Annotated in this window: 25 protein-coding genes; all 25 read right to left on the bottom strand. The window is 54.8% G+C overall.

Annotation, left to right across the window (positions count from 1 at the left end):
- Position 1 precedes the first annotated feature (1 nt).
- The 25 genes from mraY to plsY all read right to left on the bottom strand — a co-directional run bounded on the left by mraY (position 2) and on the right by plsY (position 23903).
- On the bottom strand, positions 2-964 hold the full coding sequence (gene mraY / locus ACPT9Q_RS10215) for a phospho-N-acetylmuramoyl-pentapeptide-transferase (RefSeq protein WP_427365771.1): 963 nt from the start codon (positions 962-964) through the stop codon (positions 2-4).
- Positions 957-2351 carry a UDP-N-acetylmuramoyl-tripeptide--D-alanyl-D-alanine ligase gene (locus tag ACPT9Q_RS10210; protein WP_427366764.1) on the bottom strand — a complete coding sequence of 465 codons (1395 nt, stop codon included), beginning with the start codon at positions 2349-2351 and terminating at the stop codon, positions 957-959. Before ACPT9Q_RS10210 ends, mraY begins: the two co-directional genes overlap by 8 nt.
- Positions 2335-3855 (bottom strand): UDP-N-acetylmuramoyl-L-alanyl-D-glutamate--2,6-diaminopimelate ligase, encoded by a 1521-nt coding sequence (locus ACPT9Q_RS10205; protein WP_427365770.1) that lies wholly within the window; start codon positions 3853-3855, stop codon positions 2335-2337. Before ACPT9Q_RS10205 ends, ACPT9Q_RS10210 begins: the two co-directional genes overlap by 17 nt.
- Entirely contained in the window at positions 3852-5543 is a 1692-nt protein-coding gene (locus tag ACPT9Q_RS10200) for a peptidoglycan D,D-transpeptidase FtsI family protein (RefSeq protein ID WP_427365769.1), read from the bottom strand. Before ACPT9Q_RS10200 ends, ACPT9Q_RS10205 begins: the two co-directional genes overlap by 4 nt.
- A 2-nt stretch (positions 5544-5545) precedes the next feature.
- The gene (locus tag ACPT9Q_RS10195) at positions 5546-5884 is read right to left on the bottom strand and encodes a hypothetical protein (RefSeq protein ID WP_017873619.1); all 339 of its coding nucleotides are present in this window, start codon (positions 5882-5884) and stop codon (positions 5546-5548) included.
- Positions 5881-6771 carry a 16S rRNA (cytosine(1402)-N(4))-methyltransferase RsmH gene (rsmH, locus tag ACPT9Q_RS10190; protein ID WP_017873620.1) on the bottom strand — a complete coding sequence of 297 codons (891 nt, stop codon included), beginning with the start codon at positions 6769-6771 and terminating at the stop codon, positions 5881-5883. The genes ACPT9Q_RS10195 and rsmH overlap by 4 nt, the downstream gene beginning before the upstream one ends.
- Entirely contained in the window at positions 6768-7199 is a 432-nt protein-coding gene (gene mraZ, locus ACPT9Q_RS10185) for a division/cell wall cluster transcriptional repressor MraZ (RefSeq protein ID WP_017873621.1), read from the bottom strand. The genes rsmH and mraZ overlap by 4 nt, the downstream gene beginning before the upstream one ends.
- An 80-nt stretch (positions 7200-7279) precedes the next feature.
- The gene (locus ACPT9Q_RS10180; protein ID WP_017873622.1) at positions 7280-8041 is read right to left on the bottom strand and encodes a PHP-associated domain-containing protein; all 762 of its coding nucleotides are present in this window, start codon (positions 8039-8041) and stop codon (positions 7280-7282) included.
- Positions 8031-8390, bottom strand: a complete 360-nt coding sequence (locus tag ACPT9Q_RS10175) for a DRTGG domain-containing protein (protein WP_427365768.1) — start codon at positions 8388-8390, stop codon at positions 8031-8033. Before ACPT9Q_RS10175 ends, ACPT9Q_RS10180 begins: the two co-directional genes overlap by 11 nt.
- Positions 8353-9714, bottom strand: a complete 1362-nt coding sequence (locus ACPT9Q_RS10170; protein WP_427365767.1) for a [Fe-Fe] hydrogenase large subunit C-terminal domain-containing protein — start codon at positions 9712-9714, stop codon at positions 8353-8355. The genes ACPT9Q_RS10175 and ACPT9Q_RS10170 overlap by 38 nt, the downstream gene beginning before the upstream one ends.
- A 9-nt stretch (positions 9715-9723) precedes the next feature.
- Complete coding sequence (locus tag ACPT9Q_RS10165; protein ID WP_017873554.1) at positions 9724-10167, bottom strand: ATP-binding protein; 444 nt, start codon at positions 10165-10167, stop codon at positions 9724-9726.
- Complete coding sequence (locus tag ACPT9Q_RS10160; protein WP_017873555.1) at positions 10164-10517, bottom strand: DRTGG domain-containing protein; 354 nt, start codon at positions 10515-10517, stop codon at positions 10164-10166. The genes ACPT9Q_RS10165 and ACPT9Q_RS10160 overlap by 4 nt, the downstream gene beginning before the upstream one ends.
- Before the next feature lie 13 nt (positions 10518-10530).
- Positions 10531-11109 carry an SPOR domain-containing protein gene (locus ACPT9Q_RS10155; protein ID WP_017873556.1) on the bottom strand — a complete coding sequence of 193 codons (579 nt, stop codon included), beginning with the start codon at positions 11107-11109 and terminating at the stop codon, positions 10531-10533.
- Positions 11106-13754, bottom strand: coding sequence for a valine--tRNA ligase (locus ACPT9Q_RS10150; protein WP_427365766.1), 2649 nt, complete (start codon positions 13752-13754; stop codon positions 11106-11108). The genes ACPT9Q_RS10155 and ACPT9Q_RS10150 overlap by 4 nt, the downstream gene beginning before the upstream one ends.
- A 6-nt stretch (positions 13755-13760) precedes the next feature.
- Positions 13761-15011, bottom strand: coding sequence for an ATP-dependent Clp protease ATP-binding subunit ClpX (gene clpX / locus ACPT9Q_RS10145; protein WP_017873558.1), 1251 nt, complete (start codon positions 15009-15011; stop codon positions 13761-13763).
- Positions 14998-15636 (bottom strand): ATP-dependent Clp endopeptidase proteolytic subunit ClpP, encoded by a 639-nt coding sequence (gene clpP / locus ACPT9Q_RS10140; protein WP_017873559.1) that lies wholly within the window; start codon positions 15634-15636, stop codon positions 14998-15000. Before clpP ends, clpX begins: the two co-directional genes overlap by 14 nt.
- Entirely contained in the window at positions 15633-17276 is a 1644-nt protein-coding gene (tig, locus tag ACPT9Q_RS10135; protein ID WP_017873560.1) for a trigger factor, read from the bottom strand. Before tig ends, clpP begins: the two co-directional genes overlap by 4 nt.
- A gap of 155 nt (positions 17277-17431) precedes the next feature.
- Positions 17432-17860 (bottom strand): PCC domain-containing protein, encoded by a 429-nt coding sequence (locus ACPT9Q_RS10130; RefSeq protein ID WP_017873561.1) that lies wholly within the window; start codon positions 17858-17860, stop codon positions 17432-17434.
- 14 nt (positions 17861-17874) lie between these two features.
- Positions 17875-18852 (bottom strand): NAD-dependent epimerase/dehydratase family protein, encoded by a 978-nt coding sequence (locus tag ACPT9Q_RS10125; RefSeq protein WP_427365764.1) that lies wholly within the window; start codon positions 18850-18852, stop codon positions 17875-17877.
- A 12-nt stretch (positions 18853-18864) separates the two neighbouring features.
- On the bottom strand, positions 18865-19830 hold the full coding sequence (locus ACPT9Q_RS10120; RefSeq protein ID WP_427365762.1) for an L-threonylcarbamoyladenylate synthase: 966 nt from the start codon (positions 19828-19830) through the stop codon (positions 18865-18867).
- A 2-nt stretch (positions 19831-19832) separates the two neighbouring features.
- The gene (locus ACPT9Q_RS10115; RefSeq protein ID WP_017872849.1) at positions 19833-20903 is read right to left on the bottom strand and encodes a sugar phosphate nucleotidyltransferase; all 1071 of its coding nucleotides are present in this window, start codon (positions 20901-20903) and stop codon (positions 19833-19835) included.
- Between the two features lie 326 nt (positions 20904-21229).
- Entirely contained in the window at positions 21230-22303 is a 1074-nt protein-coding gene (locus ACPT9Q_RS10110; RefSeq protein WP_427365760.1) for a Clp1/GlmU family protein, read from the bottom strand.
- Entirely contained in the window at positions 22273-22959 is a 687-nt protein-coding gene (locus ACPT9Q_RS10105) for a polysaccharide deacetylase family protein (protein ID WP_427365759.1), read from the bottom strand. The genes ACPT9Q_RS10110 and ACPT9Q_RS10105 overlap by 31 nt, the downstream gene beginning before the upstream one ends.
- Before the next feature lie 10 nt (positions 22960-22969).
- Positions 22970-23305: a thioredoxin gene (gene trxA / locus ACPT9Q_RS10100; RefSeq protein ID WP_017872844.1), complete on the bottom strand. Its 336-nt coding sequence runs from the start codon at positions 23303-23305 to the stop codon at positions 22970-22972.
- Positions 23265-23903, bottom strand: coding sequence for a glycerol-3-phosphate 1-O-acyltransferase PlsY (gene plsY, locus ACPT9Q_RS10095; protein WP_038304549.1), 639 nt, complete (start codon positions 23901-23903; stop codon positions 23265-23267). Before plsY ends, trxA begins: the two co-directional genes overlap by 41 nt.
- Position 23904: the final 1 nt, after the last annotated feature.

Genomic DNA, 23904 nt, shown 5'->3' with positions numbered 1-23904 from the left:
CTCACCTCCAAAAACCGATGGAGGCAAGAAGAACCCCCAGCGCCTGGACCATCCACAAACGAACAGTAACCCGTGCTTCTTTTTCTCCCCGCAGCTCAAAATGGTGGTGGAGTGGGCTCATGAGAAAAACCCTTCTCCCCAATACCCGGAAGCTCAGGACCTGAAGAATGACCGAGAGCGTGTCTATGACGAAAACGATTCCGGAAAAGACAAGAAGCAGCGAATGTCCGGAAGCCAGTGCCAGAATCCCCATGAGGGCCCCGATAGGCAAAGACCCCGAGTCCCCCAGAAAGATTTCAGCCGGCCAGCAGTTGAACCAGAGAAAGGCACAAAGTCCACCCACAAAAGCAAAAGCAAGTGCGGCGAAGGAAGGTCGGTGCAAAAGCTCCAGGAGAATTCCCCAGAAAAGAAGCGTGAGAATACCGCAACCTGCTGCAAGACCGTCCAGTCCATCAGCAATGTTAAAGGCATTACAGGACGCCACAATGAGCAGCACGCCGTAGAGGAAAAAAGAAGCCGGTGTGAGAGTAATCACCTTATTCGTGAAAGGAACAACCAAAGTAGGGGGAAAGAAAGCCCTTCCCCACCATACCACCCCACAGGCAAGGAGCACTTCAAGGACGAAGCGATATCGTGCCTTCCAGCCCCAGGGTTGCCCGAGAACGCTCTTCCAGTAATCGTCAAGGAACCCAAGGAGGAAAAAGCCAAAGAGCAGGAGAATATAGGGGAAGAGATCCGGTACCGGAGGCCAGAGAAACGCCGCAAGGAAGGCCACAGAGACCACAATGACCCCACCCATACTCGGCGTGTTTTCCTTGTGGAGGTGCATTGCCGGCCCCTCTTTCTTAATTTTCTGGCCAAGGGATTTTCGCCGTTGCCAGCGGATGAATACAGGGAAAAGAACCATCCCCAGAAGCCAGGAGAGAGCGATCCTCAACCCTCCGTGCACGACAGGCTCAATCACCAGGAGCACTCCTCCATTCCTCCGGCATCATCGCCTCAAGCTCCATGCCTCGGGAACCCTTGAGAAGGACCACCCATTGTTCCTGGGCAATCGCCAGAGATTCAAGAAAGGCCCTGCCTTCTTCAAAAGAAGCAAGAACCACGAACCGTCCCCGTTCGACCTCGCGGGCAAATTCCTTCTGGGCAATGCCCACAAAGTGAGGACCAAAAAGCAGGACCTGCCTGATTGGTGAAGCCTGAATACGTTCAAGAATTTCCCGGTGAGCTTCCTCAGCGAAATCCCCGAGTTCCAGCATGTCTCCCAAAACGAGATACGTCGAATACCCTTCCTGAGCAAATCGCGAAAGGAGATGCACCGCTTTCTGCATCGAGGGGGGATTGGCGTTGTAGGTATCATCGATCACCACGCCATTCCCCCATCGGAAGAACCCTCCTCTCCCAGGAAGCTCTCGAAAAGTTCTCAAGCTCTCCCGAAGTTCCTCGAAAGGCACACCCATCTCAAGGGCAAAATGAATAGCAGGAAGACTCACCACAGCCACCTCAGGAGCAAGAATCGGGGCTTCGAAGGAAAGACTTGTCCCTTCCCACGCCACGGTGAACCTCGAGAGCAAGTGGGAGACGTCCAGCTCAAAAGAGACCAGACGAAGACGAGCTCTCTGACTTGCTCCAAAGGAGAAAACCTCTGCCTGAGGAACACGGTCTCTGACCCGGCGTTCCTCAGGAATCCCCCGGTCCACATTCAGGTACACCCTTTGCGTCTTCTCCCCCAGAAGCTTCAGCTTTTCCTCAACAACCTCCAGAACCGATCCTAAACCCTCAAGGTGACCCTCGCCAAAGGCGGTAAAGACCGCCACCTCAGGACGAATGAGCCCGGAGAGAACCTCCATCTCGCCCTTTTCGCTTATGCCCGCCTCAACAACAACAAAGGCTACGTGCTCGTCAAAGTTTGCAAAACTCGAAGACACTCCCACCACGGTATTGAAGCTCTGGGGAGTCAGGGCCACAGAAAACCTCTGACCGAGACAATGGGCAAAAAGGTGCTTGCAGGTAGTTTTCCCCACCGTTCCGGTGATGCCAATCCTTACTCCTCTCAGACGAGAGGAAGCATGCTTGCCAAGGGCCAGGAGCGCCTCTTCTGTACTGGGGACTACAAAAACCGTTGTCTCAGCATCCCCCTCCCACCGCTCCACCAGAACTCCTGAAGCGCCCCGCTTTAGGGCATCACCAATGAACGCATGGCCATCGACCCTCTTTCCCCGAAGGGCCACAAAAAGCTGCTCTTTTTGACACTTACGGGAGTCAATTGCCACTCCCTCGAAACTCGTACCCAGGACTCTAAGAACCTCTGCTTGGGTAACCCCTCTGATTTCCTCAAGGGTGAACCACATCACGCCTTCCCTCCGGAAAGAGTAGCTGCCGGGCTACCTCATAGTCGTTGTGGGGAACGCTTCCTGTAGCGTACACCTGGAAACGTTCGGGGCCCTTGCCGGCGAGGAAAACCACATCCCCCTCCCGGGCAAGGGAAAGGGCAAGACGAATGGCCTCAACCCGATCAAGTATCACAAACCACTCCACAGGCTTTTCCCTGGCTATTTCCTCAATCCCCCAAACCGCGTCCTGTGCAGTCTGCAGGGGGTCCTCTCCCCGAGGGTTATCTGTGGTCACTATGCAGACATCGCTGAAAGCTGCCACCACTCTCCCCATCTGAGGACGTTTGCTCCTATCCCGTTCTCCACCACACCCAAAGACGGTGATGAGACGGCGGGGCTTCAGCGCCTTTGCTGTCCTGAGAGCATGTTCCAGACCATGCCAGTTATGGGCAAAGTCGACAATGACCTTGAAACCCTGGGGAGCTTCAATGACCTCCCACCTTCCCGGAACCCTCCGGGGATGACGAAGACCTTCCTGAATTGCTTCCCGACAGACCCCAAGGGCAAGACCTACAGCAATTGCTCCGAGGGCATTGTACACGTTGTGCTTGCCCGGAAGAGGAAGGAAAACCTCAAAGTGTCCCCAAGGCGTCAGTGCCTGAAAGATGGAAGAAGAGTGATCCCACTGCACACAAGCCGCCTGGACCTCAAGCCCTTTCAGGAAGCCGAAACGCAAAAGGGGAACCCCTAAGGAACGAACCATGGCAAGAATGTGCTCGTCTTCTCCATTGGCAACGATGACCCTCGGGAAGGGCTTGGAAAGGTTCTCTTCTACCATTTCCGCAAGCCTCTTTTTGCTCCGCCAGTAATGCTCAAAGGTCCTGTGGAACTCAAGATGCTCCGGAACGATGTTGGTGAAGACAGCAACATCGAAAAGGATGCCTTCCACCCTCCAAAGTGCAAGGCCATGAGAGGAAACCTCAAGAACCGCGTGGTGAATCCCCAAGGTCTCCATCCTCCGGAGCGATTGAGCAAGAAAAAGGGACTCCATAGTGGTATTGGGAGGTTCCCACTCAAAAGGACCGACAATGTTCCGGGCCGTGGTCAGAAGGCCGCAGGGCACTCCACTCTTTTCGAGAATACTCTGGATCAGAAAGCAGGTCGTGGTTTTCCCGTTCGTCCCCGTAACTCCAACAACGTGCATTCTCTGAGAGGGGAAGCCGAAGAAAGCATGGGAAGCCAGAGCCAGGGCCCTCCGGCTCTGTTCCACACAGACCCAGGAGATGTCTTCCCCCAGGGTAAGGAAAGGTTCCTCCCTCTCCCCCACAAGGAGTCGAGCTCCTCGATCAACGGCCTCCCAGAGAAAAGCATGCCCATCACAAGAGCTCCCCACAAGGGCAAAAAAGGCATATCCCGGACGGACGTCTTTTGAATTCTGCGCTATACCCACGATCTCCTCTTCCCAATCTCTGATATGGGCCTTCACGTAAGAGAAACTTGAGAGGAACTCTCGAATCCTCAAAACGCTTCGACCTCCGCCCGCTCAGGAATAACCCCTCGATACCGGAGAATGCGCTCTGCCACTTCCTGGAAGACCGGTGCCGCAATATCTCCACCGTAGTACTCTCCTTGGGGTTCATCAAGAACCACAAGAACTCCAAAGCGAGGGTCAGGAAGGGGGAAAAACCCCACGAAAGAAGAATAGTATGCCCCCGGAACATACCGCCCACCCTGACCGGCCTTCTGTCCTGTTCCGGTCTTTCCTGCAATGCGGTACCCCACAACCTGCGCCTTTTTCCCCGTCCCCTCAGTCACTACTTTCTCCATCATGGAGAGCACAAGACGTGCCGTTTTTTCCGACACAACCCTTCGAACCGGGGAAGGGGGGAATGCTTCAAGGGTGTTGCCCAGTGCGTCCGTCACCCTCTGCACAAGGCGCGGTCGCATGAGCATTCCCCCATTGGCAATGCTCGAAAGAGCTACAAGGAGCTGCAGGGGTGTGATCATCATTTCCTGTCCTATAGCTACGGCACCAATGGAAAGCAAAGACCATTGCTCTGGCTGACGCAAAAGGCCCTCTTCTTCTCCTGGAAGAGGGACACCTGTTCGTTCTCCCAAACCGAAACCCTTGAGATATCTGTAGAGTCGTTCTTTCCCCAGCCTCTGGGCTACGGAGATAATACCAACGTTACAGGAATTTATCAACACGTCTTCAAGTTTTTCTTGACCGTGAGCCTTGATGCACCGCACCCGGTGATTGTGCACACGCGTTGCCCCGGAACAATAGAAGGTATCTCCCAGAGTAACCACTTTCTCTTCAAGGGCGGCCGCAAGCACCAGGGGCTTCACCGTTGAACCGGGCTCAATCACCATGTTGATGGCGTAGTTCCTCCAGGCTTCGGGAGGAAATTCCTGGAAACGGCGATTGTCAAAACCCGGACGGGAAGCCAGTGCAAGGATATCCCCGGTCTTCGGATCATTCACGATGATGACCCCTCGCTTGGCCTTCGTTCTCTCCATTGCCCGATCAAGTGCCTCTTCGACGAAGAACTGTATTGTGGTATCAATGGTAAGATGCAGATTCTTCCCCTTTTCAGGGGGATGCAGGGTAACCGTTGTGGGGATTTCGTGCCCCAGAGCATCGCGCTCAAAAGTCACGTACCCGTCTCTCCCCCGAAGGAGGTTGTCGAACACGTACTCCAGGCCCTCCAGGCCTTTGCGGTCTTTTCCCACAAATCCAAGCACGGCACTCAAAAGGGGGGCTTTCGGGTAGAAACGCCGGGTTTCCCGGACCCAGTACACTCCGTCCACCCGAGCCTCCCTTAGTGCGTTCCCCACCGATGACGGGACTCCTGCCCGGAGAACAACAAACGAGGTATGAGCAGACAGCCGCTCGCGCAGCTTTTCTTCGTCCTCCGCAAGGAGGGGTGCCAGCCGGGCTGCAGCTTGAGAGGGGTCAGGAACAACCCGGGGACAGGCATACACCGTCAGCGCCTCAACATCCCTGGCCAGCACCTCCCCATTCTGGTCAAAAATTTCTCCCCGGAGGGCAAGGAGTTCATCAAGGGTGAAACGACGAAGAACTTCCTCACGGTACAGGTGATGGTTGAGAATCTGGAGATAGAAGAGGCGAAAAACCACTCCGCCCAGGAGGAAAAAAAGCAGGGAACTCAACAATGCAGCCCGCCGGATGAAACTCTGGGAAAGCATCGTCATTCTTTCCCGTGCTTTGACCCCGGATGGTAGGCAACGTGAGCTTCGCCCTCTTCTTTCCCCAGGATTTCCTTCCCCACCACTGCATACACAACGCGCTCTGGAGGCACCATGCCCAAGCGCTGCTCGGCAATGGAGCGGATACGTTCAAGGGATGAAAGGGTGGCCACCTCAGACTCAAGGCGTTCTTTCTCCGCAGCAAGGTCTTCAAGTACTACCCTCTTCTGAGCCACAAGGAAACTTTTTTCAAGGACCAGAGCCTGCATGCCAAGATACAGCATGGCCACTGAAAAGAAAAATAGCAATGCCCCTCCCCAAAGCCATCGCATTCGCCTCATGCCTTCCCCTCCAGAAAACTCACCTTCTCTGCAGCACGCAACCTGGCACTCCGGGCTCGGGGATTCCGCCGAACCTCTTCCGGTGATGGAAACACAGGTTTTCTGGTCACCTCCTGAAGGGAAGAGCTCTGCCGAAAGTAGCGTTTCACAAGACGGTCCTCAAGGGAGTGGTAGCTCAAAACCACCACCCGTCCCCCCTCTTCAAGAAGCTCGGGAAGCTGGGCAAGAGCTCGCTCAAGTTCTCCAAGCTCGTCATTGACCGCGATACGAAGGGCCAAAAACACCCGGGTTGCTGGATGAATTCTCCTCCGCGGGACAATACGAGCAACAAGCTCTGAGAGTTCCGTTGTGGTTGCAACTGGCTTCTTTTTGCGGTAACGGACAATGGCCCGGGCAATACGGCGAGCGTATCGCTCTTCCCCAAAACGGAAGAAAAGTTCTGCAAGCTCATCCTCTGAGAGGGTACGGAGAAGGTCAAAGGCCGTTTTCCCCCACGACGTATCCATCCTCATGTCCAGAGGTCCCTCCCTGAGGAAACTGAACCCGCGCTCGCTCCGTTCAAGCTGCCATGAGGAAACCCCCAAGTCAAACAGGATTCCCCGTACCTTCTGTATCCCAAAAAGGGCAAGAATGTCTCTGAGGCGAGAAAACCGTTCGTGAACGAGGCGTACTCGTGAGGCAAAGGGCGCAAGGGTCTTGTGTGCCACATCCAGAGCTTCTCTGTCGCGATCAATCCCCACAAGCATCGACGACGGTCCCAGACGCTCAAGGATAGCCCTGGCATGTCCACCTCCGCCTACAGTAGCATCCACGTAGACTCCCTCTCCCCGGAGGAGAAAGTGGCACACCTCTTCCACCATGACCGGCTCGTGGAAGAACACCGTCATATTCCCGTATCCACAATGTGTTCGGAAATCTCAGCAAAACGTTCCTCAACCGTGCTCACGTACTCTCGCCACAGTTCTTCTCCCCAGATCTCAACCCGTGTTCCCACACCGATAAGCATTACCTTGCGCCCAATACGGGCATACTCACGAAGATACGCCGGCAGTGCTATACGACCCTGAGCGTCCAAGGTGGTTATGGCGACTGTGGAAAGAAAGAGGCGGGCAAAATCCCGAGTTTCCTTCCTGGTAAGGGAAAGAGAGGAAATTTTCGCATAGAGATTACCCCAGGAGTCTTCAGGATAGAGGAAGATGCAGTGCTCGATGCCCCGGGAAAGATACACTTTGCCTCCAAGCTTTTCCCGGAAAGCACTGGGAATGATAACGCGCCCCTTTTCGTCGACCCCATGGGCGTACTGCCCGACGAACACACCCCTCCCCCTTCCTCCACTTTGCTCCCCTAAAAACCACTCTACTATACACCTCGGGGAGGGGAAATTGAACACCTGTTTTACAAACGTTCGTCACTACCGGAGAGAGCGATCCCACGTCCCCCTTCCCCCGAAAGGGCAAGAAGTAACTCCTCCCACCGGGGAGAGGCCATCCGAAACAGTGTCACCCTCTGGCCGATTTCCGAGAGTCCGTGGGCATCAGAGAAAGAGAGAAGAGGATATCCGGAAAGGGCGAAACGTTCCTGAGCTTCTTCCAGGGAAAGCGCGGGAGAGATCTCAAGGGCCCTGACTGGAAGTGCAGGGGGAAGGAAACCAAGCTGGGAAAAGACGCTGTACGCTTTCCGGTCAACGTGGGCAAGCACCGCCACACCCTGATGGCGCTCCACCTCCTCCACCGCATCCTCGAGGGAAAGAGCCACAGGGACAGCGAGGAGGGAGGTCTTTCTGGCAACGATATTGCCCTCCTCACCGATAACCCATTCCTCTCCCCATACCCCTGTGTCAAGCGGAAAAGTGAAGAGGTGCTCCTCTACGAGGCGGTTGAAAGCCAGGAGATGCTCAAGAGTAGGGAAATAGGCGAGGAGATGCACCTCCTCCTTAGTCTCTATCTCTATACCGGGGATGACCCAGAGCCCAAATCTTTCTCCAAGGGAGAGTGTCACCGCAACATTGTCGCAGGCATTGTGGTCGGTCACCGCAATACAGTCAAGACCCTTCTCCAGGGCTTCAAGAATAATACAGTGCGGAAGCATGTCTCGCTGGGCACAGGGGGATAGGACGGTGTGGATATGGAGGTCTGCGGTAAATACCCTAATGCTCACGGCGCCTTTTCCCCGGTATTCCCAGAGCTGAAAGGCGGGACACCGCCTCAAAAGCACTCAAAGGAGTCCGGAGCACCGTGATGCCCTCTTTCTGAGCACGGTCAAGGGTTTCCTTGTCCACATCGTAGTTGTTGACCACCACCACACAGGGAATGCCGACGAGAATGGCAACAGCGATAACATTGGGGTGGGACTGTACAGTTACCCAGACGCTGTCCTCAACTGCGTGGGCAATGCAATCACTGAGAAGGTCCCCACAGTATCCTCCCTTAATCTCTCTTTCCATATCTCCAGCCACAAGCACCGTTGCCTCAAGGGGCTCCACGAGATCTCGAACCTTGATCGCCAATGTCCTCCCTCCTCTTCCCCGCCATGGTTTGTGGTACCCGGCTTGCCAAGGCATAGATTTCTTGAGCCAGCTCGAGCATATTGTCGCGAAGGAGAAATGGGCAGTCCACTTCTTCGGCTTTTCCCTGAACGACATCCTCTGCCAGAGCCCGGCACGTCGGTGAACCACAGGCACCACAGTCCAGTCCGGGCAAGAGCTCAAGGAGTTTCTCGATCTGCTGGTACTTCTCCATGGCTCGCTGGAAATTCTGATCGAGCTTCAGGACCTCCTTGGCCTCATAGGCCCGTTCTCGGACGAAAACACCCGCTTTCCGCCACGTCTCCATTTCCTCTTCGCTCCACGGGCGAAACACGCTGTATTTCTTCAGGAGATGGTTCACGTTGACTTTGGCGATAAAGGGATTCTGTACCGCCAGGACCCCTCCCACACATCCACCAACACAGGCCTGTGCCTCACGGTACACCACTTCCCTGAGTTCTCCCATTTCGATTTTCTCAAAGACCGAAATCACATTGTGAATGCCATCAACAGCCATATATTCCCCTTCGCCAAGAGATTCCTGCTCTCCTCCAGACCGGGCCCATCCGATACCTCGGAATCCAGCAATCTGAAGTTCTGGTCTGTCCTCCACAAGGTGGAGTTCATTTACAAGCCGGGTGTAGACACTGGCCATGGAGATAGCCCCATCGATTCTCCCCAGGGCTTCTCCGCTTTGGCGAACCTCCGTTACTTTTGCCGGGCAGGGAGTGATGAAGAAGACCCCCACTTCCTCTGGACGGTACCCCCTCTCGAGAGCCCGAAGACGGGCAATTTTCGCCGCCACACCAAGAGGTGAATCAAGGGGGAGGAGATTATCAAGAAGAGAAGGAAACTTGACCTCCACGAGACGAACGACAGCCGGACACGCTGAGGATATCACCGGCAAGACCAGGTCCTTTTTTTTCAGAAACCTCGCAATTTCTGCCGAGAGGATTTCCGCTCCCCGGGCAACTTCGAAGACCTCATGGAATCCCAGGCGCAAAAGGCCGTTGAGAACTTTTCCCAGAGGAATGGTGAACTTGAATTGAGCGTAGAAGGCCGGCGCGGGGAGTGCAACCCGGTAGCGGAATCTCTGAATAGCCTCGAGAGGGTCTGCCTGGGCGTACTTGGCATGATTCGGACAGGTCCGTATACATTCTCCACAGTCAATGCACCGTTCTTCATCAATGCGAGCCTTCCCACCCTTGACCCGAATCGCCTCCGTGGGGCAGCGCCGGATGCAGTGCGTGCATCCCTTACATTTCTCTTCATCGAGAACTACCGAATGGTAAATCTCCACGCGCACCCATCTACCTCAAGAATCAGGATTCAAGAAAAAGTCCATAATCACTTTTGTCCCCTCACCAACACGGGTATCAATCTCAAGGCGGTCAGAACATTTCCTCATATTCGAGAGGCCGTATCCTGCTCCAAAGCCCATCTCGCGAATATGAGGAGGCGCAGTGGAGTACCCTTCCTGGAAGGCGAGCTCAAGATCGGGGATTCCCGGACCTTCGTCGTCCACTTCGATGTGAATGCGCTGCGGGAAAATCCAGGCTCGAAAAACCCCCCGGAAAGCATGAATCACCACGTTCATCTCTGCCTCGTAGGCGGCGATCACCACCCGGCGGCTGAAGGCCGCCGGGAAGCCAATCTGCTGGAGAATCCTCTTGAGCTCACTGGACACATCTCCAGCACTCTGGAAATCCCCTCCTGTGATTCTGCGCTCGATTTCGATAAGGGGTTTCTCATCGGTCATTCCACTTCGCTGCAACCCCGAAGTCCTCGCATGTACAATCTTCCACAGGCCTCATACATGGGGAGCCTCGTGGCCAAGAGGGGAATCTTTTTCATGACTGCAAGCTCAATAGTCGCCGGTTCAGGGCGCTTCCCGCGCACAAACACCACGCCGATGAGATCACTCATCTCCGCGGTACGGATCACCTGAGGGTTCGTGAGACCTGTGAGGAGAAGGGAGTTCTCCTTTGTGAAGGCCAGAACATCACTCAAAAGGTCACTCCCGCAGGCTGATCTCGGTTCCCGATCAAGAAGGTCCTCACACGCCAGGACTTCAGCTTCAAGAATCTCTTTGACCTCCCGAAGTGTCATGGTGGTTCCCCTTTCACTTCCCTGCAAAACACTCAATGCCCTGAGATCGAAGTCGAGCTGCTGCTTTTCTGGCTTCCTCAAGAGAAGAAAAGCCGTACACCCTCACCCGGTACATCCCCGAAACACGCTCGATTGTGGCAGTGTACCCAAACCGCCGGAGCGTCTCCACCATTGCTCGAGCGTTTTTCTCTTGGGAAAACGCCCCCGCCTGAAGAAAGGCCTGACCCCCCACAGGAGGAGGGGTTTCCTTGCGGGTTTCTTGAGGCGGCTGTGGTTTTTCCTGTACTTCCCCAGACTTTCTACTCTCCTCCTGCGCCAGAGGAATTGGAGAGGGAACTTCTTCCACAATCCCGACGGGGGAGGACTGGGAGAATTCCTGCGCCCACTGCTCAAGAGGTGAAACGGGAACAACCTCCTCCATTTCCACAACCTCAACAAGGGAGGGAAGCTCCTGAGCCACAAGAAGTTCCGCGTAACGGTCGAGATCCCCGCGGGCCATAAAGAAGGCAAAGACCACCACCAGAACCGCGCCCAGAAGGACAATGAGCGTCTCCACCGGGTCTTTCCGCCGCAAAGGCATCGGCAGCTTCATCGGATACCCCCAAGGAGTCGCTTAAGACGCTCAGTTTCTTCCCGCACCTCTCTGTACCGTTCCTTTTCCTGCCCCACGACCTCTTGAGGAGCGCGGGCAAGGAAATTCTCATTCTGGAGCTTCTTCTCCAGCCGCTCCAGATCCTCCTCAAGATCGGCAAGCTTTTTCAAAAGGCGCTGGGTCTCTTTCTCGAGATCCACAACACCCTCCACAAGGAAGAACACATCTACACCCCGCACCCGACCCAAGGCCACCTGGGTTGGTCGAGAGAGGTGTTTCCCAACTCGTTCCACACGGCATTTCGCAAGCTGCTCAACATATCGCTTCGTGGAAGACAGAAGACGCACAGTATCGTCCTCTTCGCAGCTCAACCATACCACGCCTTCCACCGAAGGAGAAATGTTGAGCTCCGCCCGCAAGTACCGGATTTCACGGATGAGCTCCTGGAGAAAGGCAACGTCACGCTCTGCGTCCTCGCTGATCCAGCGGGTATCCTCTTGCGGCCAGGGAGCGATCATAATGCTCTCTGCTGCTTTATAGGGGGTGGGGAGGTACTGCCAGATTTCCTCAGCCACAAAGGGGATAACAGGATGGAGGAGGCGCAGGAGGCCGCTCAAAACCGAGAGGAGAACGTTCTGCGTGGCCTTTCGCTTGCTCTCTCCTCCCCGGTAGAGGTCTTCTTTGCTCCACTCCACATACCAGTCGCAGTACTCACTCCAGACAAAATCATAGAGGAGCTGAACAAAATCCCCAAATTCCAGGGCCTCAAGCTGTTCCGTGGCCGAACGGAGCACCTTCTGAAAGCGAGAGAGAATCCACCGGTCTTTGAGGTCGAGTTCTCCCGCCTCAAGAGGCAAGAAAGAATATCCTTCGAGGTTCATCAGAACAAAGCGGGAAGCGTTCCAGAGCTTGTTCACAAAGGTTCGCGCTGCTTCTATCCTCTTCAGGGAAAGGTGAATGTCCCGTCCCTGAACCGTAAGCCAGGCCAGCGCAAAACGCAGCGCATCACTACCGTATTTTTCGACAACTTCCAGAGGATCAATAGCATTCCCCAGGGATTTGCTCATCTTCCGCCCGGCTTCGTCTCGCACAAGAGGCGTGATATATACCTTGCGGAAAGGGACCTCTCCCATGAACTTGAGGCCCATCATAATCATCCGAGCCACCCAGAAGAAAATAATATCAAAACCCGTAACCAGAAGCGAGGTAGGATAGAAGCGGTCCAGGTCCTCAGTTTTCTCAGGCCAACCCAATGTTGAGAAAGGCCAGAGGGCGGAACTGAACCAGGTGTCGAGAACATCTTCATCCTGCACCACCACGCCATTACATTTGGGACAGCTCAACGGGGCTTCCCGATGGGCAAAAACATACCCGCAGGACTGACAGTAAAACACCGGAATCCGGTGGCCCCACCAGATTTGCCGGGAAATGCACCAGTCCCTGATGTTTTCCATCCATTCGAAGTAGATCCTGGTCCAGCGCTCCGGAACAAAGACAACTCGCCCCTCCAGAACCGCCTGGATTGCAGGACGGGCAAGTTCTTTCATCCGGACGAACCACTGCCGGGACACGAGAGGCTCAATTACCACTCCGCAACGGTAACAGTGCCCAACGGCGTGACGATGCTCTTCAACTTTCTCCAGAAGCCCCTTTTCCTCAAGGGCTCGAAGTACCGCTTCCCGAGCCGCCTCCCGGGGAAGCCCTGCGAATGGTCCTGCGTCCTCGGTCATCACACCCCGGGTGTCAATAACCCGAATAACCGATAGATTGTGCCGTCGCCCCAGCTCAAAATCGTGAGGGTCATGACCTGGGGTAACCTTAAGGACACCAGTGCCAAACTCTCGGTCCACGTACTCGTCAGCAATAACAGGAATTTCCCGGTCCAAAAGTGGGAGGCGAACCCTTCTCCCAACAACCTGCTGGTACCTCAGGTCCTCAGGATGGACCGCCAAGGCCACGTCCCCAAGAAGGGTTTCAGGACGTGTGGTGGCCACAACCAGAAAACCTGCCCCATCAACGAAGGGGTAGCGGATGTAGTAGAGTCTCCCGGGGATTTCCCGATACTCCACCTCGATATCGGCAAGGGCCGTCTCACAGCGGGGACACCAGTTGACAATGTACTCACCCTGGTAAATCAAGCCCTCTTCAAAAAGCCGCACAAAGACTTCTCGCACTGCTCGGGAAAGACCAGCGTCCATCGTGAATCGTTCCCGAGTCCAGTCACACGAAGCTCCCATACGCTTGAGCTGTTGTACGATTCTTGCATGGTACGTCTCTTTCCACTCCCAGACCCGTTCCAGGAATTTCTCCCGACCCAGATCGTGGCGGCTGAGACCTTCTTTGGCAAGCTGCCGCTCAACAACGTTCTGTGTGGCAATTCCCGCATGGTCCGTGCCAGGAAGCCAGAGGACTGCGTACCCCTGCATGCGCTTTGCCCGGATAACAATATCCTGAAGGGTAAGGTTCAGGGCGTGGCCCATATGAAGGTGTCCCGTCACATTTGGAGGAGGAATAACGATGGAAAAGGGAGGTTTTTGAGGGTCTGGAGAAGGGATGAAGTAACCATTCTTTTCCCAGAACTCATACCACTTTTCTTCTACCGCCTGAGCCTCAAAGACTGGTGGAAGGGCAACGGACTTCTCCATGGTACCTCACGCGAGCTTCTCTTCCCGAGCTTCTCTGAGGAAGAGGAGATTCTCACCCTTTACAAAGGCCTCGTTGATGACGACCTTCTTGATATCCCTCCGCGAGGGGATTTCGAACATAAGGTCGGTCATGAGCCGCTCCATAATCGCCCGAAGCCCCCGGGCACCAGTACCTTTGGCCAGGGCCTCACGGGCAATGAGTCGTAAGGCTCCCTCGGTGAAGATGAGTTCCACACCCTCCATTTCGAAAAGCTTCTGATACTGCCGGACAAGGCTATTCCTGGGCTCGGTGAGGATGCGTACCAGGTCGTCTTCGGTGAGGGGGTCAAGGGCACAGATAATCGGTACTCTGCCGATGAACTCGGGAATCATGCCGAACTTCAGGAGGTCTTCTGGTTGCACTTCGTGGAGAATATTCCGGGAGAGTTCCTTCTCGGAAAGGCTCTCACGGGCACCAAAACCAATTTTCCGATCCTTCAAACGATTCTCGATGATGCGCTCAAGACCCACAAAGGCGCCACCACAGATGAAGAGGATATTCTCAGTGTTCACCTGAATGAATTCCTGGTGCGGGTGTTTCCGACCACCCTGAGGAGGAACATTCGCAATGGTCCCCTCAAGAATCTTCAGAAGCGCCTGTTGCACGCCTTCCCCGGAAACGTCCCGGGTGATGGAGGGATTCTCCCCTTTGCGAGCAATTTTGTCGATTTCATCGATGTAAACAATGCCCTTCTCTGCTCTTTTAACATCAAAGTTTGCATTCTGAAGAAGGCGGAGAAGGATATTCTCAACGTCTTCTCCCACATACCCAGCCTCGGTGAGCGTCGTGGCATCCGCAATGGCAAAGGGAACGTTCAGGAAGCGTGCCAGGGTTTTGGCAAGGAGCGTCTTCCCCGATCCAGTCGGGCCAAGAAGCAGAATGTTGCTCTTTTCAATCTCCACGTCCTGAGAGTCTCTGGGCTGCATAATCCGTTTGTAGTGGTTGTATACGGCAACGGAAAGGATAACCTTGGCCCGTTCCTGACCAATAACGTACTGGTCAAGGAAAGCCTTAATCTCGCGAGGCGAGGGGAGCTCTTCAAGGACGAACTCTTTCCTGCTTTTCCGGGAGTCCTCTTTCAGAATCTCGTTGCAGAGCTCCACGCACTCGTCACAGATGTACACTCCTGGACCCGCAATGAGCTTTCGCACTTCCTGCTGTGTTTTACCACAGAAGGAACACCGCAACTTAATCTTCTCCTCCTCAAATTTCGGCATCCTCTCTGGTCTCCTTCTCGCCCTTCTCTTCCGGATACAGAACCCGATCTATAAGCCCGTATTCCCGTGCCTCCTCGGGGGACATGAAAAAGTCCCGCTCCGTGTCCTTGCGAATTTTCTCAATGGACTGGCCAGTATGGCGAGCGAGGATTTCATTGAGCTTCTCCCGGATCTTCACCATTTCCCGGGCATGGATTTCGATGTCTGTCACCTGTCCCTGTGCACCCCCAAGGGGCTGATGGATCATAATCCGGGAATTGGGGAGCGCCATCCGCTTGCCCTTGGCCCCAGCGGCGAGAATAACTGCCGCTCCACTTGCAGCCTGCCCAATACAGATGGTCGCAACATCAGGCTTGATGTACTGGATGGTGTCGTAAATGGCCAGCGTCGCCGAAACCGAACCTCCAGGACTGTTGATGTAGAGGTTGATATCCTTTTCCTTGTTCATCGCTTCAAGGAAAAGGAGCTGGGCAATGACAAGGTTGGCAACGGTGTCATCGATTTCCGTTCCCAGAAAGACGATGCGGTCTTGCAGGAGCCGGGAGTAAATATCGTAAGCTCGCTCACCCCTTGGGGTCTGCTCCACCACAATGGGCACAAGGTAACTCAAACGGGGTTCTTTCATCCCTGAACCATCTCCTCTTCAGGATCTCCCAAAGCTTGCCACTGATCAAAATTCAAGGGTTCTGCGATTTCTTGTATTTTCACTCTCGAGAGGAGGTCTTCAACAAGCTTGCTCGAGAGGAGGCGGTTCGCAGCCTCCACCAGAGCATTGCTCCGAACAAGGCGTTCTGCCACCTTTTCAAGCGGCTTTCCAGTGCGTTGTGCAACACTCTCCACAAGGCGATGGAGCTCTTCTTCAGTCACTTCAAGACCATATTCTCTAGCGTATTTCTGAAGAACGAAGTGTTTCTTCAACCTCCAGCGAGCAATGTTGCGCATTTTCTCAGTAAACGTGGCGAAATCATACCCCATAAGTTCAAGGTACCGCTCGAGGGTAGTTCCACTTTCTCGCAATCGCCCCTCAAAAAGCTGGATGACCCTCCGGGTTTCCTCCTCAAGAAGGGGCTCAGGAATGTAGACCTGCGACTTTTGGCAGAGGGCAACCACAGCCTCCTCCTGCAGGCGTTCCTGCACCATCTCCTGGGCTTGCCCCTCAAGGATCTTCCGAACGTCCTCTCGAAAGGCCTCCACCGATGCGTAATCTTCCCCAAAATGCTTGACAAACTCTTCATTCACTTCGGGGAGTCGCTTTCGGAAAACAGTACGAACCTCCAGTTCTTTTTCCTCACCCTCGAGAGTAACCGTCCGTCGCTCTCCCCGTCGCATACCAAGAACCTCTTGAGCCAGGGGATGCTGTTCACCTCCTGCCTGCACCGTATACTGCTTGTCCCCTACAGCGACAATCACCATATCCCCCGATACCACCGGCCCCTCCTGTTCCTCCCATTGCCCAAAGCGCCTGCGGAGTTCCTCAATGTACGCGTCGATGTCGCTTTCCCGAACCTCAAGGCGGTACTTTCGCACTTCGAGCTCTTCAGGACGGGCCAGAAGAACTTCAGGATTCTCAATGACCTTCAAACGGAAACGGAGAGGCTCTCCTTCCTCCACGTGAAGGATTTCCACATCAGGTTCTCCCACCACATCAATGCCTTCCTTCTCCAAGACCTCCTTTGCCGCTTCCGGAACGAGACGATGCACCAGCTCATCCAGGAAGGCCTCCTTTCCCAGACGAGCACGAAGAATGGCTCGAGGAACCCGACCCTTGCGGAAGCCTGGCACCGTAACTCGAAAGTTGAAGTCCCGGTAAATGCTCTCGAGAACCTGGTCAACCCGCTCTTTTGTTACCTCTACTTCGAGCTCAAAGACGTGCTTCTCTTTTTCCTCTTTTTTTGTCACCTCTACCATCGAAACAGTGCCACCTTTCCCTTCCAGCTTTCCAGCATCGGAAGAATTATATGTTTCCCAAGGGGGCGTGTCAACCTTGGAAGCCATGCCCGCTCCCCCTTTCCCTCTATACACTTCAGGAAGGGCCAGGCCGAGAATCTGTTTCTGTGCTTCGGTAATCCACCATCGATCACCAGTTCTCTCCACAGGAAGGAGTACCTTCCTCCTTTGCTCCTCGCCAGGAACGCTTGTCACCTCCACCTCTCCAAAAACAACGTACCTTCCCTTGTCCTCCCCGATGTATCCCCGGATCTTGATTCTGTCCGGCCACGGACTGGAACCGTACCTCCCCAGAGCCTGCCGGGGTTCTGGAACCATTGTTTGAGAAGCCCCGAAGCCACAACTTCCTCTCCCGTACCACAGGCAGATGCCCAAAAGGTAACACCCAGAACAATGAGTCCAACCCAGCACGCACAAAAGGAGAAGCTCCGAAAAAGCTCTCCTGTCCTCCGGACCCTCATACACTGCATCCCTTATTTATCAAAGCGTAGCTGCCTGATGCCATCAGGCGTTCGCTCTCGCCTCATCGCCACCCCAGTGAGAACCCCAATGGCCACTTCGCAAAGGTAGAGGACTTTGTTGCCGCGCTCAAGATGCCCCCCATAGGCTCCCTGAGGATTTGAAACCACCGCATGGACGTGGGGTTCCCCACCAACGATAACACCGCTTAGGGAAAGGAGCTCAAAGGGTCCCTCGTACTTTTCAAAACGCTCCACGGGTGGCAGGCCTGTTGTTGTCACCCAGTGGAAATGAACCTCGCTCAGGGTCCCAAAGCCGGAGAGAATGACCCCGTGTTCGATGCACTCCCTGCGAATGACCTCCTCAAGGGTTTCAAGAACGTACTCTCCTGGGAAAATGCTCACCACCACAACCCGTTCGAGCTTCCCGACGCCATATTCCACAGAATCTCACCCCCTCAGCGTTCGTACTCCTGCACGGTCCTCTTCCGATTTCTCCTCTGCAATTCCCTTTTCACCCAGCGAGCGTACTCTGCCACAGCCTCCTCCATCCGGTAGCGAGGCTCAAACCCCAGCTCTTCCCGAGCCAGAGTGATATCAAGCGTTTCCCCGCGAGGAAAAAGCTTGCCAGGACCAAGGATGACCTCCCGGGGGTGGTCGCTGTATTTTTGCGCAAGGCGGGCAAGATCGGGAAAGCTCGTCACCTCAGAAGTAGCGATGTTGAAGATACGGTGCCTTAAGTGTTCCTTCTCGTAAGCCAGCACCGTCCCCCAGGCCGTGTCCTTCACGTAGGTGAAGCCAAGTCTCTGATCCCTCCCGCTTTCAAGAACAAGCTCCTCAAGGCCTTCAAGGGATCCAAGAAGAACCCGAAAAACGGGGGTCATTTCTGAAGGCAGAAGACCCGGACCGAAAAAGAAGTAAGGACGGACAATGCGGACGTCAATACCATAGTGGTGACCGTACTGGAGCGCGAGGTACTCCGCACTGGCCTTACTTGCTCCATAGAGATCTGAGGGATTCACAGGATGAGTGAGTTCTCCGGGATTGTCTCTGGTCTCTCCATAAACAGCGCCAGAACTCACGTAGAGAAACTTTGGAATCTTAAAAAGACGAGCACATTCCAGGAGGTTGAGGGTACCAACAACGTTGAGAAAAGTAGCAGCGTAAGGGTCGTTCCAGTACCGTGGAGAGGCCATCACCGCGGGGGTATGAATGATGCCTTCAATGTCGGGAAAGTTAGAAAAAAGTTGTACCAGATGAGACCACTCCAGAACGCTTCCCCGGAAAAAAACGATGGCACTCCTCCGATCCTCGAGGTAATCCTGGTTGGCCTCCCGAAGGTCAAAGGAGATCACCTTTTTCCCTCGATCCACAAGATAGTACGTCACCCAGGATCCCAAAAGACCACTGCCACCGGTAATGAGAACCAGAGCCATATTACATCCACCTCACTGAAGGGTTTTTGCCTCAGCCTTACGCAAACGATCCATGATGGCCCTTCCCAGACCAACTTCGGGCACCGGTTCGGCGAAAATAAGGTCAAGGCCAGCCTCCTCCAGGCGGTGAAGACAGGCAAAGAAGTTGGTCGCTGCTTCCCGGAGATCTCCGTTTGACGAAAGGATTTCAACTTTCACAAACCACTCTGGATGTCGTACCACCTGAAAGGCCAGCAACCCCACCCGGAATCCCGGAGGAGGAGGGGTTCCCTGAGGGACAATGCGCAGGGGAATACGGGGAGCATAGTGGAAAGGGAGCTGCCCCGGAGCACGAGGACCGTCTTTCAGAGAACCTATCCGAATCTTCCCTATGACCCCTTCGAGATCCTCAAGGGGAATTCCTCCAGGCCTGAGGAGCACCGGTTCCTCGAGAAGCTCAAGAACCGTCGACTCCACCCCAATGGGACACTGACCACCATCAAGAATAAGGTCGATCCGGTCCCCAATTTGCTTGACAACGTGAGTAGCTGTCGTCGGACTCAGGTGCCCGAAGAGATTCGCACTTGGTGCGGCAACGGGAATCCCAGCTTCTCCGATGAGCTCAAGGGCCACAGGATGGGCAGGCATTCGTACCCCCACGGTTGGTAACCCTGCAGTAACGATGTCAGGAATAACAGGTCTTTTGGGGAGAACAAGGGTGAGTGGTCCAGGCCAGAAACGCTCGACAAGGAGCAAAGCCCGCGGATCCAGAAATTCACAGACTTCCATAGCCATCTCAAGAGTAGCTACGTGAACAATCAGGGGGTCGAAGAAGGGGCGCTCCTTCACCTCGAAAATTCGGGCCACAGCCTGAGGATTCAGTGCACAGGCACCAAGACCGTAAACCGTTTCGGTAGGAAAGGCAACGAGTTTCCCCTCCCGGAGAAAAGACGCTGCCCTCTGAATGGCCTTTCTGTCTGCCTGGAGTACTTCAGCCATGGCTACAGGTACTCTGTCCTGCCAGTCTCCCGGAGGTAGGCGAGAAGCCGGCGAATGTCCTGGTCTCTGTTCTTCGGCGCAAGGAAGAGCAGGTCTTCTTCCTCCACCAGGACCACATCCTCCATCCCGAAGGTCACCACGGGCTTTCTGGTCCAGAGAATGCATCCCCGGCTTTCGAGGGCAATGTGTTCTCCCAGGGCGACGTTGCCACCGGCGTCTTTTGGCAGAATTTCCCCCAGGCTTTTCCAGGACCCCACGTCACTCCATCCAAAGGAAGCGGAAACGACCAGAATTCTGGAGGCCCGTTCCATGACAGCGTAGTCGATGGAAATCGAAGGAAAAGCAGAAAAGACCTCCACAAGCACCTCTTCCTCCTCTGGGGTTCCCAAGCTTTCTGCGATTCGTTCCAACCCCCAGCTGATCTCTGGAGCCCATGTCTTGAAGGCTGAGAGGATGGCACCGATAGTCCACACAAACATTCCGCTGTTCCAGAGGTACTTTCCGGAGCGAAGGTACTCTTCGGCCTTGCTGAGATCCGGCTTTTCGGTAAAACCTTCCCCCCGGTACACACAGCCCCTAGAATCCCTAAAGAAGAGCTCTCCGCAGCGGATATACCCGTACCCGGTATGGGGATAGGTTGGGGGGATGCCGAAGGTCACCAGCCACTCACCGCTTTGAGCAACCTCCACCGCAAGGCTCACCGCTTCCTGGAATTTCTCCTCTTCGAAGACCATGTGGTCCGCCGGAAGAACGACCATAACCTCGTCGGGTGAGAAAATCCGTGCAAAATGCACCGCCGAAAGCCCAATACAGGGAGCAGTGTTTTTTCCCACCGGTTCAAGGATCAGGTGCGAAGGGGGAAGAAAAGGGAGCTCTCGAAGCGTCGCTTCAAGGTGTTCCTTCTGGGTGACCACATAGAGGCGGTCAACCCCCACAAGGGGCAGGATGCGCTCCACCGTGTGGCGAAGAAGGGTCTTCCCAAAGAGACTGATGAATTGTTTCGGTCGATGACTCCGGCTCGCTGGCCAGAGCCGCTCTCCTTTCCCTCCTGCCATGACCAGTGCAACAGGCACGGCAATCACCCCCTTTCGGGTATTATAGCGAACTGGTACAACCCCTGGAAAAGGGAGCGAATACCGTGGTGTACAACCTTCTTCTTGCGGAGATCGCCCACCGAATCCACTGCCATTTCAGGGGGTTCAGAGAATCCTCACGGAGTCTGGACAAACCATAAGAAACACGCCTTGGTCTCCACAAGACCTCCTCTGAAGGACACCGTGCTGAGGATGATCTTGCCATCCTTGAGCTTCAGGGTGGAGAGGAAACCACCAGAGCCCTTGCGGAAACCCTCTCGCGCACCCCCAGGGTTACGGTTTGCGCCGTGCACATTGAAAAAACCTCAGGGTTTCCATATTTTCCGCTCCAGGCGAAGGGGAGAAAAACACACGGAGAAACGACCTCTTTCCTCTCCTTCTCTGGTCAGACGAATTGTTCCAGGGACAATGGCCTCGACTTTCCCGGGGACACACTGAACTCCCCAGAGAAGAAGCACGCGATCCTCCCAGAAAACCCGTTCAATAATGCCAATTCCCAGATCCTTTCCATCCTTCCCAAAAAGCCCGCAGATGAGCCCCTCCAGGACATCAGCTGGAGTAACCCGTGACGCAGATCCCTCCTCCTCAACCCCCCCTCCGGCAGGAACGAGAAGGACTTCTTCTCCAGGACTCTTGAAGCGCACTTCGCTCTCTTCTTCCACCATTTCCCAGAGGAAAAAGGAGGGGTACCAGGGAAGAGAAAACCGGAGAGAGGCCAGCGGAAACCTCATCTCTTTTCCCGCGGAGAAATAGAGGGCAAAAAGTTTCTGACGGTGGTCACGACGATGCAGGTAATCCTTCTTTGAGGCTTCCAAAGGCACGGGAAGCGGGAGGAAACGGTCCTTGAGAAAAGGGGCAAAAGGGAGAAACTCTTCCTTTTCTCCCAGAGCGAGCACTATTTCCGGTTCAATGAGTCGTATTTTGAGCATTTTGAGAAGATACCCCACAGGGGAATGGAAAAGCCCACAGGTGTCGAGGACAACCACATCACTTCGCCGCCTCACCAAACGCACAAGGTCAAAGGTGGCAAGGGCAAAAGCCACAACGTCCCGTTCAGGCGTTGTGTCCCCGATAAAGTGGAAAAATGGGGTGAATAACCGCTCCGATAAACCTGCTTCCTGCAGGAGGACGGAGGCCCCAATGGTTGTCGGTGGACCAATCTGCGACTGGCCAGGGTCGGCATCCACCCAGCCAACCCTTTTCCCTCTTTCAAGGAAGAATCGAACGATAAGGCGCACAAGGGTGGTTTTCCCACGGTCTGGAGGCGCAATGACCATGATGGTTCCCCGGAAGTCACGGAGAACCTCCTCAAGGAAAGCCCATTCCCTGGGCCAGGAAAAGCCCCCTGTCACTCGAGGAGGGAAGAAAGGGGAACACACGTGTATCCTGCCTCCAGAAGGGCGCAAAGAATACGGGGAAGAGCGCGAACAGTGCGGGGGAGGGAATGGAAAAGCACAATGGCTCCAGGATGGATATCCCGAAGAACACGCTCAACGATTTCATCCTCTGTTTGTGCCCTCCAGTCCTCCGAATCCAGCGACCAGGTGACAAGACTGTACCCTGTCATGCCACAGGCTCTCTCAATCGCCGGAGTCACAAGGCCTTCAGGAGGACGGAAGTACAGGGGAAGTCGTCCGGTGGAATTGACGATGGCCTTCTCGGCGCGCTCTATATCCTCTTTTATGCTCTCTGCCGGGCATTCTCGGGTGAATGCATGAGAGAAGGAATGGTTTCCTATTTCGTGCCCTGCCGCAACAATGCGCTGGACAAGGTCTGGATGCCTAAGCACTTGAGCACCTATGAGGAAGAATGTCGCCTTTACCTGGAAACGGTCAAGAATGGCCAGGATTTCCGCTGTGTGCCCGTTGGGAGCATCATCAAAGGTCAGGGCAACCCTCTTCTCCACCTGGGGTCCATTTCGGATACAACGCAGAGTATTCATGGCGAACACTCTCTCGCCACGGAGCTCAATGGCTTCTGCCTTTCCAATCCCCAGAACCCCAGAAAGTGCTCCGAGAATGACGATTCCCAACAACGCGAAAGCTTTACGCCTCGCCCAGAATCCTTTTGAGTTTTTCCTCAAGAACCCGCCTGGGAACATAACCCACGACTCGCTCGACCTCTCTCCCATCTTGGAAGAAAATCAGCGTGGGAATTGCATGGACACCGTACTGCAGGGCCAGAGAAGGAGCCTCGTCGGTGTTTACCTTCCCCACTTTGATCCGGCCAGAGAAGCTCCTTGCAATGTCCTCCACAACCGGTGCCATCATGCGGCAGGGCATGCACCAGGTTGCCCAGAAATCCACAAGCACCGGTTCCCGAGCACGCAGCACCTCTTCCTCAAAGTTCGTCTCGTTCAGCTCCAGGACATTCCCTCCCATGTCCTTCACTCCTTCTCTCGCCAATTTTGAGCTCCTGCCTGTGCACAAGCCGGCGAATGTTGTCCTTGTGCCTCAAAAACACCAGGACTGCTGCGAATATTCCCCACCACACGAAAGCCTGGGGGCGGCGGAAGAGGAAAAGGAGAATCGGCATCACCAGGGCACCGCTTAAGGAACCAAGCGAAGAATACCTGGTGATGGCCACCATCACAACCCAGGTCAGAAAACACAGAAGTGCCGCCTGCCACGAAAGGCAAAACAGCACCCCCAGAGTTGTAGCCACTCCCTTCCCTCCCCTGAATCTCAAAAAAAGTGACCAGTCGTGCCCCACAACGACCAGAGAAGTGGCAAGGAAAAAGAGCACAGGAGACGAACCCAGAAAGCGAAGAGCAAGGTACGCACCGAAGAACCCTTTGAGGGCATCCCCTACTCCAGCAAGAAGAGCAGGGAAGAACCCCGCGACCCGGGAAACGTTGGTCGCTCCGATATTTCCACTCCCGTACTTTCGGAGATCCACACCCCTGAAGAGCCAGGTGACCACAAGCCCACAGGGCAGGGATCCCAAAAGGTAATTCACCGGAAGTACCCAGACCACCATA

This window comes from Candidatus Caldatribacterium saccharofermentans (assembly GCF_050267035.1).
GTDB lineage: Bacteria > Atribacterota > Atribacteria > Atribacterales > Caldatribacteriaceae > Caldatribacterium > Caldatribacterium saccharofermentans.
This window is presented reverse-complemented; position numbering and strand designations above follow the sequence as displayed.